General features: G+C 67.4%; 12 protein-coding genes and 1 riboswitch. Of the genes, 5 read left to right on the forward strand and 7 right to left on the reverse strand.

Translation table 11 applies throughout. The annotated features are described in order from the left end of the window. Positions 1-475 (reverse strand): nitronate monooxygenase (locus tag F3J14_RS30500; protein WP_211080406.1); only part of this gene is annotated, 475 nt, incomplete at its 3' end. 270 nt (positions 476-745) lie between these two features. On the opposite strand from F3J14_RS30500, the gene F3J14_RS30505 reads away from it, so the two are divergent. Together F3J14_RS30505 and F3J14_RS30510 are read left to right on the forward strand one after the other, a co-directional pair. After that, positions 746-1,438: a dienelactone hydrolase family protein gene (locus F3J14_RS30505; RefSeq protein WP_166726095.1), complete on the forward strand. Its 693-nt coding sequence runs from the start codon at positions 746-748 to the stop codon at positions 1,436-1,438. 86 nt (positions 1,439-1,524) lie between these two features. Continuing rightward, on the forward strand, positions 1,525-3,003 hold the full coding sequence (locus F3J14_RS30510) for an amidase family protein (RefSeq protein ID WP_166726102.1): 1,479 nt from the start codon (positions 1,525-1,527) through the stop codon (positions 3,001-3,003). A gap of 95 nt (positions 3,004-3,098) precedes the next feature. Here F3J14_RS30510 and metF read toward each other — a convergent pair whose 3' ends face one another. From metF to ahcY, 3 genes are all read right to left on the reverse strand, one after another. Then, positions 3,099-3,929: a methylenetetrahydrofolate reductase [NAD(P)H] gene (gene metF / locus F3J14_RS30515; protein WP_166726096.1), complete on the reverse strand. Its 831-nt coding sequence runs from the start codon at positions 3,927-3,929 to the stop codon at positions 3,099-3,101. Positions 3,930-3,953: 24 nt separating this feature from the next. Then, positions 3,954-4,307: a phage holin family protein gene (locus tag F3J14_RS30520; RefSeq protein ID WP_006477367.1), complete on the reverse strand. Its 354-nt coding sequence runs from the start codon at positions 4,305-4,307 to the stop codon at positions 3,954-3,956. A 155-nt stretch (positions 4,308-4,462) separates the two neighbouring features. Beyond that, a complete protein-coding gene (ahcY, locus tag F3J14_RS30525) occupies positions 4,463-5,881 on the reverse strand; it encodes an adenosylhomocysteinase (RefSeq protein ID WP_166726097.1) in 1,419 nt (472 codons plus the stop codon). 34 nt (positions 5,882-5,915) lie between these two features. After that, a riboswitch (S-adenosyl-L-homocysteine riboswitch) is annotated at positions 5,916-6,031 on the reverse strand. Positions 6,032-6,260: 229 nt separating this feature from the next. Between ahcY and F3J14_RS35915 the strand changes: the two genes are divergently transcribed. From F3J14_RS35915 to F3J14_RS30535, 3 genes are read left to right on the forward strand one after another with little or no spacing between them, the layout of a single operon-like run. Continuing rightward, complete coding sequence (locus tag F3J14_RS35915) at positions 6,261-6,698, forward strand: hypothetical protein (RefSeq protein WP_247682313.1); 438 nt, start codon at positions 6,261-6,263, stop codon at positions 6,696-6,698. Between the two features lies 1 nt (position 6,699). After that, positions 6,700-7,272: a hypothetical protein gene (locus F3J14_RS35920; protein ID WP_247682314.1), complete on the forward strand. Its 573-nt coding sequence runs from the start codon at positions 6,700-6,702 to the stop codon at positions 7,270-7,272. Beyond that, positions 7,272-7,898: a flagellar biosynthesis sigma factor gene (locus F3J14_RS30535; RefSeq protein ID WP_166726098.1), complete on the forward strand. Its 627-nt coding sequence runs from the start codon at positions 7,272-7,274 to the stop codon at positions 7,896-7,898. Before F3J14_RS35920 ends, F3J14_RS30535 begins: the two co-directional genes overlap by 1 nt. A gap of 28 nt (positions 7,899-7,926) precedes the next feature. Here F3J14_RS30535 and F3J14_RS30540 read toward each other — a convergent pair whose 3' ends face one another. From F3J14_RS30540 to flhF, 3 genes are all read right to left on the reverse strand, one after another. Next, positions 7,927-8,661: an RNA polymerase sigma factor FliA gene (locus F3J14_RS30540; protein WP_166726099.1), complete on the reverse strand. Its 735-nt coding sequence runs from the start codon at positions 8,659-8,661 to the stop codon at positions 7,927-7,929. Positions 8,662-8,675: 14 nt separating this feature from the next. Further along, complete coding sequence (locus F3J14_RS30545) at positions 8,676-9,494, reverse strand: MinD/ParA family protein (RefSeq protein ID WP_166726100.1); 819 nt, start codon at positions 9,492-9,494, stop codon at positions 8,676-8,678. Next, the coding region (flhF, locus tag F3J14_RS30550; protein ID WP_166726101.1) for a flagellar biosynthesis protein FlhF at positions 9,487-11,069 on the reverse strand (1,583 nt) is incomplete at its 5' end. The genes F3J14_RS30545 and flhF, both read right to left, overlap by 8 nt.

Below are 11,069 nucleotides of genomic sequence, written 5' to 3' on the forward strand. Positions count from 1 at the left end.
TCGCGGTGCCGATCACGTAGGTGCCGGCCGCCTTCAGGCGCGCGACGTCGGCCGCGTCGAGCACGCCGAACGTGAAGCTCGCGACCGGCACCCGCAGCGCGACGAGCGCGTCGAGCTGCGCCCGGAAGTCGGGGGCGTAGCGCGCGGGCGCGGTGCCGGGCGGCAGGCCAAGTTCCGCGTTCAGCGGATCGATCGCGGCGAGCGCGCGGGCGACGCTCGCCGCATCGGGCGCGACCTCGGACAACACGAACAGGTTCACGGCGAACGGCCGCGCGGTCGCCGCGCGAATCGCGTCGACTTCGGTCGCGAGACGCTCCGGCTCGAACGCGCCGGCGCCGAGGCTGCCGAGCGCGCCGGCATTGGACGCGGCCGCGACCATCGCGGCCGTGGTGGCGCCGACCATCGGCGCCTGCACGAGCGGCAGGCGCAGGCCGAAGCGTTCGGAAAACGGGGTGGAAAATGCACGGGCAGACATGGCGAATCCTTCGATGACGACGCGCGAAAGCGCTTTGTAAAGGCTGACACATCGACTCTATCCAAGCCGCGCACCGCCGAAAAATGAATAATCGAGATCAAAACGATCGCTGCACGAGAAGCGGGTTCGGGCGCGGCTCCGGCAAGCGCACACACCCGGCAGGCACGCGCTTGCGGGCGCTGCAGCGCCACAGGTTTGGTGGCACACTAGGCCGCCCCTTTTTCCATCCGCGGCGCGCGTGTCGCGCGCCCGTTCGCCAGGAGTTCAAACATGACTGCCCAATGGATCGACATCCCGACCGGTAACGACAGCTTCGGCGGCTATCTCGCGCTGCCCAAGCGCGGCAAGGGCCCCGCCGTCATCATCATCCAGGAGATCTTCGGCGTGAACGCGCACATCCGCGCGGTCGCCGATCAGTACGCGGCCGACGGCTTCGTCGCGCTCGCGCCGGACGTGTTCTGGCGCACGCAGCCGCGCGTCGAGCTGACCTACGAAGGCGCCGATCGCGACAAAGGCATCGAGCTGATGAAGAAGACCGACGTCGGCCTCGCGGTCGCGGACATCGGCGCGGCCGCCGACGCATTGCGCGCACGCCCCGAAGTCGCCGGCAAGGTCGCCGCGATCGGCTACTGCTTCGGTGGCCAGCTCGCGTACCGCGTGGCGGCGGCCGGCAACGTCGATGCTGCGGTCGCCTATTACGGCGGCGGTATCCAGAATGCGCTCGACCTCGCCGGCAAGGTCACGCGGCCGATCCTGTTCCACTACGCGGAGAACGACCACGCGATCCCGCTCGACGCCGTCGAACAGGTGAAGGGCGCGTTCGCGGGCCGCCACAATGCGTCGTTCCACGTGTACCCGGGCGCCGAGCACGGCTTCAACTGCACGGACCGCGCGTCGTACAACCAGCGCGCATCGGCCCTCGCGCACGGCCGCACGCTGACGTTCCTCGCCGAGCACCTGTAAAAGCGGCCCGGCCGGTAACGGGCCCGGCACGCCGGGCCCGCGTTATCCTCCTTTCATCGCCACAGGTCACAACGGGGGTGACAGCGATGCACTCGGACTATCTCGCGCAGGACGCGATCGGCCTCGCCGCACTCGTACGCGAACGCAAGGCGAGCCCACGCGAGCTGCTCGACGCCGCGATCGGCCAGGCCGAAGCGGTAAACGGCGCGGTCAACGCGATCGTGCTGCAGGACTACGACGCCGCGCGCAAGCGAACGGAGTCGGCCGCCGACACCAGCACCGATGCGCCGTTCTCGGGCGTCCCGTATCTCGTCAAGGATCTCGGCGCGGCGGTCGCCGGGCTGCCGCTGTCGATGGGCAGCCGGCACTACCGCTACTTCGTTCCCGCCGACGATTCCCCCTTGATCGCGCGCAGCCGCGCGGCGGGGCTCAACGTGTTCGGCAAGACCAACACGTCGGAAATCGGCCAGATGCCGTACACCGAACCCGAGCTGTTCGGCGCGTGCCGCAATCCGTGGAACCTCGATCACACACCCGGCGGCTCGAGCGGCGGCGCGGCAGCCGCCGTCGCGGCCGGCATCGTGCCGCTCGCGCATGCGTCCGACGGCGGCGGCTCGATCCGGATCCCCGCGTCGTGCTGCGGGCTGTTCGGCCTGAAGCCGAGCCGCAACCCGATGCTGGTCGACCTGCCGTCGAACGGCGAGCTGGTGGTCCAGCACGCGGTGTCGCGCAGCGTGCGCGACAGCGCGCTGCTGCTCGACGTGACGACCGCCCAGGCGCTGCCGCCCGGCGCGCCCGGCACCTTTCTCGGCGCGCTCGACACGCCGCCCGGCCCGCTGCGGATCGGCCTCATCGCCGACCCGATGCTCGCCCCGGCGCTCGACGACGACACGCGCGCCGCGCTCGACGACGCGGCGGCGCTCGTCGAATCGCTCGGCCATCACGTCGAACCGGCGACGCTGCACATCGACTATGCGCGCGCGGCCGAGACCTTTCTCACGCTGTGGGCGACGATCGCCGAGGAGTTGGTGCTCGGCGCGCGCGCGCTGACCGGACGCACGCCGAAGCGCGCCGAATTCGAACCGGCAACCTGGGCGATGGCCGTGGTCGGGCGGCGCGTCGCCCGCGCGCGGCTGCAGGACGTGCTCGAATGGCAGCGCCAGCTCACCGTGCAGATCGCGGGCCTCGTGTCGCGCTACGACGTGGTCCTGTGCGCGACGCTCGCGGGGCCGCCGGTCAAGATCGGCGCGTTGCAGCCGACGCCGCTCGAAGCCGCGCAGATGAAGCTGCTCGGCGCGCTGCCGGTGAAGCCGCTGCTGCGGGAAATGCTGGCGAAGTCGTCGGAGAAGGCGTTCGCGTGGGCCGGCTGCACCGAGCTGTTCAACCTGACGGGCCAGCCGGCGATGTCGGTGCCGCTCTACTGGAATGCGCGCGGGCTGCCGATCGGCGTGCAGTTCGTCGCGCGCCACACCGACGATGCATTGCTGCTGAAGCTCGCACGCCAACTCGAACAGGCGCGGCCGTGGTTCGACCGGCGCCCGCCGTTGATGCAGGCGCAGCGCTGACGCAAGCACCATTGCCACCGCCCTCGGCCGGCGGCGAAAAAAACCCGCCGGTTTTGGCCGGCGGGGCTTTCTCGCATGCAACCGCGCGATGGCGCTTACAGGGCGAGCCGTTCGCAGATGGTCTGCGTCGCGGACGCCGCGTTCAGCGTATAGAAGTGCAGCCCCGGCACGCCCGCGTCGACCAGGCGCTGGCACAGGTTCGTGACGACGTCCGCGCCGAACGCGCGGATCGCGTCGCGATCGTCACCGAAGCTCTCGAGCCGGCGCGCGACCCAGCGCGGCACTTCCGCGCCGCACATTTCCGAGAAGCGCATCAGTTGCGTGAAGTTCGTGATCGGCATGATGCCCGGCACGATCGGCACGTCCACACCCAGCTTGCGCGCATCGTCGACGAAGCGGAAATACGCGTCGGCGTTGAAGAAGTACTGCGTGATCGCGGAATTCGCGCCGGCCTTCACCTTGCGCGCGAAATTTTCGAGATCGGCCTTCGGCGAGCGCGCTTGCGGGTGGTACTCCGGATAGCCGGCGACTTCGATGTGGAACCAGTCGCCATGCTCGGCGCGGATGAAGCTGACGAGTTCCGACGCATAACGGAGCTCGCCGACCGCGCCCATCCCTGACGGCAGATCGCCGCGCAGCGCGACGATGTGACGGATGCCGTGCGAGCGGTACTGGTCGAGGATCGCGCGCAGGTCGGCGCGCGACGAGCCGATGCACGACAGGTGCGGCGCGGCTTCGAGGCCGTCCTTCTGCATGTCGAGCACGGTGTCGAGCGTGCCCTGCTGCGTCGAGCCGCCGGCGCCGAACGTCACGGAGACGAATTTCGGCTTCAGCGGCAGCAGCTGCGCACGCGTCGCGCGCAGCTTCTCGACGCCTTCCGCCGTCTTCGGCGGGAAGAATTCAAACGAGAGTTCGATCGGTTTCATGATTCGCAAGAGTGGGCCCGGCCGTCAGCCGATGTCGCGCTGCCCGAAGATCAGCGCGGACAGCAGCCACGACACGATGCTGTACAGGATCGAACCGAAGAACGCGGACCAGAAACCCGACACCTCGAACCCCTTGAGCAGCGACGACGCGAACCAGAAGCACAGCGCGTTCACGACGAGGATGAACACCCCGAGCGTGACGATCGTGACGGGCAGCGTCAGCAGGATCAGCACCGGACGGATCACCGTGTTGATCAGGCCGAGCACGACCGCGATGATCAGCGCGGTGCCGAAGCTCTTGATGTGGATCGACGGCACGAGGTACGTGATGATCAGCAGCGCGAGGGCGTTGATGACCCAGGTGAGGATGACGCTCATGGAGGGCTCCGGTTCGATTGTCGATCTGTACGGTCAGTGGCCGCCGCCGGCCGCCACGCGTGCCCGCGGGCACGGCGCGACGGCCGGCGATCCGGCACCATGCCGCGATGCCGCGCACGCCCGAAGCGGGACGCGCACGGCACGGCGGCGGCGCATCAGTAGCGGTAGTGGTTCGGCTTGAACGGGCCGTCCTTCTGCACGCCGATGTACGAAGCCTGCTCGTCCGACAGCACGGACAGGTTCGCGCCGATGCGCGCGAGGTGCAGGCGCGCCACCTTTTCATCGAGATGCTTCGGCAGCACGTACACCTTGTTCTCGTACTCGGCGCCGCGCACGAACAGCTCGATCTGCGCGAGCGTCTGGTTCGCGAACGAGTTCGACATCACGAACGACGGGTGGCCGGTCGCGCAGCCGAGGTTCACGAGGCGGCCTTCGGCCAGCAGGATCACGCGCTTGCCGTCCGGGAAGATGATGTGGTCGACCTGCGGCTTGATGTTTTCCCACTGGTACTGGCGGGTCGACGCGACGTCGATTTCCGAGTCGAAGTGACCGATGTTGCAGACGATCGCGTTGTGGCGCATCGCCTTCATGTGATCGTGGTTGATCACGTGGTAGTTGCCGGTCGCCGTCACGAAGATGTCGGCCTTGTCGGCCGCGTATTCCATCGTCACGACGCGGTAGCCTTCCATCGCCGCCTGCAGCGCGCAGATCGGATCGATTTCGGTGACCCACACGGTGGCGCCGAGGCCGCGCAGCGACTGCGCGCAACCCTTGCCCACGTCGCCGTAGCCCGCGACGACCGCGACCTTGCCCGCGATCATCACGTCGGTCGCGCGCTTGATGCCGTCGACGAGCGATTCACGGCAGCCGTACAGGTTGTCGAACTTCGACTTCGTGACCGAGTCGTTCACGTTGAACGCCGGGAACGGCAGGCGGCCGTCCTTTTCCATCTGGTACAGGCGGTGCACGCCGGTCGTGGTTTCTTCGGTCACGCCCTTGATGTGCGCGAGGCGCGTCGAGTACCAGGTCGGGTCGGCGTCGAGGTGCTTCGCGATCGACTTGTACAGCGCGACTTCTTCCTCGTTGGTCGGCTTCGCGATCACCGAACGGTCCTTCTCGGCCTTCGAACCGAGGATCAGCAGCAGCGTTGCGTCGCCGCCGTCGTCCAGGATCATGTTCGCGAATTCGCCGTTCGGCCATTCGAAGATGCGGTGCGAGAACTCCCAGTATTCGTCGAGCGACTCGCCCTTGAACGCGAACACCGGCGTGCCGGCTTCGACGATCGCGGCAGCGGCGTGGTCCTGCGTCGAGAAGATGTTGCACGACGCCCAGCGGACATCGGCGCCGAGCGCCTTCAGCGTCTCGATCAGCACGCCGGTCTGGATCGTCATGTGCAGCGAGCCCGCGATGCGCGCGCCCTTCAGCGGCTGCTGCGCCTTGTATTCGTCGCGGATCTGCACGAGGCCGGGCATTTCGGTCTCGGCGATGTTCAGTTCCTTGCGGCCCCAGCCGGCAAGCGCCATGTCGGCGACGACGTAATCCTTGGAAGCTTGCGAATCGATAATGGCGTTCATCACGCCCTCCTTTCTAAAAAAGTTCTAGAAATTGGTGACGTGAGCGCCGTTCAGGAAGCGGGGCCGGCGCGAATCTCGCCGCACGGCTGCTTGGTGAAGCTCTCCGAGCCTGGCGGACGCAGAAGGTCCGTCGCAACGCTCCTCGGAAAACGGGAGGGATTGTAGCAAATCGCGACGAAAATTTCTTGTGTCGGACCGTTGGATGCCGTACGCGGCGACGCGCTGCTCGAAGCGCGCCCTTTTATTGAGACGGGCGTGGCGCGGGCTGCGCTAGATTGGCGCGGCGCGCGGCTCAGGGTCGCGGCATGAGCGCGCCTGCCGGAACGGCTGTCCAGGCGGCGCACGACAAAACCGCTGGACACAAGAACGAGTGAGAGATATGTCGAAGTGCAACGATCGACGTTGCCCGATTTGCTACCCGAATTGGCGAGAGGAAGAGGCTGCGGCAAAGCAGCGTGCGGAAGACGACCGACAGGATTGCGTGAACGGCTGGCGCCTCTTCCAGAGACAGGCTGAAGCCATTGTCTCGGACGGCGACCCGATATCGATCAATCGGCGGATCAACGCAGCCTACGCGCGGCTCTGGCTCGACGATCGCCGGTTTCAATGGGCGGGACTCGCCGCGTTTGCGTCGAAGCAGGTCGGATGCGGTCTGCTGACCGCAGCCGACATGATCGCCAGATCGAATCGTCAGCGCGATGCGTACCAGCGTTGGGAACGGACCAGTTCCCCCGCTGGAACGCTTGTCGCCTTACGGGTCGCCACGAATGCCGGTGCACGATCAAGCCTACGGGGAAGGTTCACGCAAGGCGTATGAAATGCTCGCCAAGGGAAACGCGGCGCTGTTTCTTGATATCTGGCCGCTGCACATGTTCTACAAGGAATTCGGCTTGCAGCGATTCGAGCGCTGCCTGAAAGAACGGGAGCAGCTCAGAGGAACGGTTCGCTGGCCGATTGGCGATAGCGTTCGGTTTGCGGCCGTCAAGGATGAAATTCGAAGCGGATTCCGGGCAATCGACACGGGCACCCTGAGCGAGGGTGTCAGGTGGCTGGCTCGACATGAGCAACTCAACATTCTCCAGCCCGCCATGTACGACGATCCATACTTCGCGATATTGATGCGAGCCAATCAGTTTGCCTGGGCGCTCAACATTCCGTCGGCGTCGTCTCGAGAAATCCAGTTGACGCTCGCCAATCAATGCACGGTCAGTGGCGGGAATGCACAGCAGGAAGTGTTCAGCAAGCAACCGCTGGCAAACCTCGCCAATGCAGATCAGCGGATGGCGTTTGTGATGCGCGCTGCGCGCCGCTTCGATGATCTGCTGAGCGATCCAATTCAGCGTGTGCTTGTGGAAAATTCACTGCGTATCATCGCGCAAGGGGGCCGTTGATGAAAAGCAGGAAAATTGGCTGGCGCCGGCGGATAGCAAGCGCCACGCTTGCGGCGGCTGTCTTGTGGGGGAGCTTCGTGACACTTCGCCCCGGTGATCAGGTTACCCTGACGATCGGCGAGCCGTATGAGCAAGTACGTCAGCAATCCCGCTCGACCTTGCCGATTGCGACGCAGGACAATTCGATCGACCTGCATGTCAAACGGCCAGCCGCCTTTCGGTTCAGCGACAGTCAGTATGGATTCGTGACGCCGACAGCAAAGTTTCTGAGCCTCTACGCGGACGAGCGCGGAGGAGTCCGTGCAGTCACGTTGTCTCCCCAGACAAAAACCCTGCCGCTGGACGAGACGATAGCGGTCCTTGTCGATTTACAAGCTCAGTTGCGGCGTGCAGGCTGGCGTCAAATTTTCGCTGCGCGGCATCCTTCGATCAGCGACACCCCCGATATGAAAGCGCTCATGCGTGCCAATCTCGCGCCGCAAACATTCTGGCTGGCTGGTGACAAGTACCAGGTATCGATCGACGTTCGCCGCTTCGTCCACGAAAACCGGCCGGACGACGAGCGCTATCTGATTACGCTGCAATTGAGCGGCCCGCCTCTGATGGAAGACCTGCCGGGCGGATGACGTGCCGCGCCGCCGTCGGCCCGCACGTTCAGCTCTCCGCGCCGACCCACGCCTGTTCGCGCAACCGCGCGCGCAGGCGCGCGACGGCCTGGCTGTGCAGCTGGCACACGCGCGACTCGCTGACCTCGAGCACCGCGCCGATCTCGCGCAGGTTCAGCCCGCGCTCGTAGTACAGCGACATCAGCAGCTTCTCGCGCTCGGGCAACCGGTCGATCGCGTCGACGAGCGCCTCGCGCAGGTGGTCATCGAGCAGCGCTGACAACGGATCGGCGTGATCGACGCGATAGCGGTCGAGGAACGGCTCGTCGTCGGCCGCGCGGTCGAAATCCTCGTAGTAGATGAGCTGGCTGCCGTGCAGGTCCTGCAGCATCCCCTGGTATTCGTCGAGCGGCATCTTCAGGTGCTGCGCGATTTCGGTCTCGCTCGCGGAGCGGCCGAGCTGCTGCTCGACCTGATGCACCGCGTACTCGACCTCGCGCGACGTCTTGCGCAGGCTGCGCGGCAGCCAGTCGTTGCTGCGCAGCTCGTCGAGCATCGCGCCGCGGATGCGCTGGGTCGCGTAGGTCTCGAACTGCGCGCCCTGATCTTCCTTGTAGCGGCCGGCCGCGTCCATCAGGCCGATCATGCCGGCCTGGATCAGGTCGTCGAGGTCGACGCTCGCCGGCATCTTCGCGACGAGCTGCAGCCCCAGGCGCCGCACGAGCGGCGCGTATTGCGCGAGCACGTCGGCCTGGGTCATCTTGCCTTGAGCGTTGTACATCATGGCTCTCTCCTTCCTCACGCGGCGTGAGCCGCACCCGCCTCGTACGACGGCTTGCCGCCCGCATGCACGGCGCGCCCCGCACCCGAACTCGGGCGCATCGGCCAGTACAGCAAATCGGCGGCAATCTGCCGGTAATCGCGCGCCGCGGCCGACGACGGGAACGCGTCGACCACGGTATGCATCAGGTCGCGCGCATGCTCGGCGAGCGGATCGGCGCTCACGCAGCCGGCGTCGGCAATCGACACCGTCAGGTAGCGGCTCGCGACGCCCGCGAGGTTGTCGAATGCGGTCCTGGCGTCGGCGTGGCTGCCGACGTGATTGGTCAGCACGCGGAACTGCGCGACCGCGTGCGCGAAATGCAGCCGCTTCATGCACGCATACGCCTCGGTGATCGCCTGCGCGGCAACCCGCGTGACGATCAGCACGTCGTGCGCCTCGCGCGCGAGCGCGGAGAACGAACCGTCCGCGCCGAGCTGTGCGTCGACCAGCACGATGTCGGCCTGGCCGTCGATGAAGTCGCTCAGCTGCGTGTCGCTGTAGCCGTCGCGCGCGAACCGCGCGGCCGCGCACAGGCCGAACCCGGCGGCGACGCGCGTGCGTTCGCCGTCGCGCAGCCATGCGCCCGCAAGCGTCGCCGAGGCCGAATGCACGTCGGCACGCTCGTCGACGACGAGCACGTCCTTGCCGAGCGCGGCCAGCGCGGCCGCGACGTTCACGACGGTGGTCGTACAGCCGACGCCCGCCGGCCCGCCCGTCACCGCGACGATGCGCGACGCGCGCCCGGCCAGCAGGCGCCGCAGCCCTTCGGCCTGATCGATGATCCGTTTATCCAAATCGCACCTCGTGCAGCTCGGCGGTGGAACGTGCGGTCAGTGCGGAAAGCAGCGTCGGCATGTCCTCGTCCTGGGGCACGAAGGGCGAACCGTCGCGCGGCACACAGAACGCGCTTTTCAGCAGGAATTTGGTCGAAGCGACGTACAGGTTCTCCGGCACCTTCTGGCCGGTCGACACGTAGTGAATGGGCAGCTTGTAGCGGATCACGGTGTCGAGCACGCCGCCGAGGTGGGTCGCCTCGTCGAGCTTCGTCAGGATGCAGCCGGCGAGATCGGGATACTCGGCCGCGCTGCGGTAGGCCTGGACGACCTCGTTGAGCGTGTCGCCGTGGCTCGTCGCGTTGAGCAGCAACAGGCGCTGCACCGGCGCGTTCGCGCCGTGCAGCATCGCGATCTGGTCGGACAGCGCGCGATCGCGCTGGCTCATGCCGATCGTGTCGATCAGCACGATGTGCTTGTTGCGCAGCTCGGACAGCGCGAGCTCGAGGTCGCCGGCATCCTTCACCGCGTGCACGGGCACGCCGAGGATCTTGCCGAAGATGCGCAGCTGCTCGTGGCCGCCGATCCGGTAGCTGTCGGTAGTCAGCAGCGCGACCTTGCTCGCGCCGAAGCGCATCACGCAGCGCGCCGCGAGCTTCGCGGTGGTGGTCGTCTTGCCGACGCCGGTCGGCCCCATCAGCGCGAACACGCCGCCGCGCTCCATCAGCGCGTCTTCGTTCTCGAGCACCGGCAGGTTCGCCGCGAGCACCGACTGCGCCCATTCGGCGGCCTGCTCGAAGGTCTGCGCGCCGTCGCCGGACGGCAGGTTGTCGACCATCATGCGCACCAGCTGCGCGGAGAAGCCGGCCGAGAACAGGTGCTTGGTCAGCGCGCCGTGCACCGGGCTGCGGCGCTGGCGGTCGTGCCACATCAAGCTGTCGAACTGCTCTTCCATCATCCCGCGCATCGCGCCGAGCTCGTGCATCACCGTGTCGTTGACGATGCTCTCGATGCGCGCCTTCACCGCGTCGGCCACCGCGGCGGCCGCGTCGGCGGACAGGCGCGTGCGTTCGGCCGGCTTCGCGGCGCTCGTTTCGCTCGTTTCGCTCGCGCGGACGGCGGCGGCCGCGGACGGCATCCGGCGTTCGGCGTTGCGCACGATGTCGCGCGCCCAGCCGGCCGGCGTCGCGGCTGCCGCGTCCTGCTGCATGCGGGCCGGGGACGGTGCTTGCGGCGCGGCCGATGCCGCCTGCGCGCGGGCGATCAGCGCTTCGCGCTGCTGCGTCAGGCGCTTCGCGTGCTCGACGAGCCACGGCGCGGGTTCGGACGACGCTGCCGGCGCGCCGGCAGCGGGCGCAACCGGCGACGGCGCTGCCGTGTCCATTGCGTGTGAGTCAGCATCGAAGGCGGCCGGTTCCGCGGCCGGTTCCGTCGCTTCGGCGCTTGCGCCGAACACCGACGAGAACACGTCCGGCAGCCCGCCGTCGCCGGCTGCATACGGATTCACGGCCGGGCGCGCGAGCGCGGCGCCCGGGCGCGACACGATGCCCGGGACGGCCGCGGCCGGCACGGATTCCGGTGCGCGCGATGCGAGGG

This window comes from Burkholderia sp. Tr-862, assembly GCF_011753085.1.
Taxonomy (GTDB): domain Bacteria; phylum Pseudomonadota; class Gammaproteobacteria; order Burkholderiales; family Burkholderiaceae; genus Burkholderia; species Burkholderia ambifaria.

What these genes read in the sequence shown, in the direction of transcription:
- F3J14_RS30505 (WP_166726095.1), top strand. Translation starts at nt 746, where the DNA reads ATGACTGCCCAATGGATCGACATCCCGACCGGTAACGACAGCTTCGGC.
- F3J14_RS30510 (WP_166726102.1), top strand. Translation starts at nt 1,525, where the DNA reads ATGCACTCGGACTATCTCGCGCAGGACGCGATCGGCCTCGCCGCACTC.
- metF (WP_166726096.1), bottom strand. Translation starts at nt 3,929, where the DNA reads ATGAAACCGATCGAACTCTCGTTTGAATTCTTCCCGCCGAAGACGGCG.
- F3J14_RS30520 (WP_006477367.1), bottom strand. Translation starts at nt 4,307, where the DNA reads ATGAGCGTCATCCTCACCTGGGTCATCAACGCCCTCGCGCTGCTGATC.
- ahcY (WP_166726097.1), bottom strand. Translation starts at nt 5,881, where the DNA reads ATGAACGCCATTATCGATTCGCAAGCTTCCAAGGATTACGTCGTCGCC.
- F3J14_RS35915 (WP_247682313.1), top strand. Translation starts at nt 6,261, where the DNA reads ATGTCGAAGTGCAACGATCGACGTTGCCCGATTTGCTACCCGAATTGG.
- F3J14_RS35920 (WP_247682314.1), top strand. Translation starts at nt 6,700, where the DNA reads ATGCTCGCCAAGGGAAACGCGGCGCTGTTTCTTGATATCTGGCCGCTG.
- F3J14_RS30535 (WP_166726098.1), top strand. Translation starts at nt 7,272, where the DNA reads ATGAAAAGCAGGAAAATTGGCTGGCGCCGGCGGATAGCAAGCGCCACG.
- F3J14_RS30540 (WP_166726099.1), bottom strand. Translation starts at nt 8,661, where the DNA reads ATGATGTACAACGCTCAAGGCAAGATGACCCAGGCCGACGTGCTCGCG.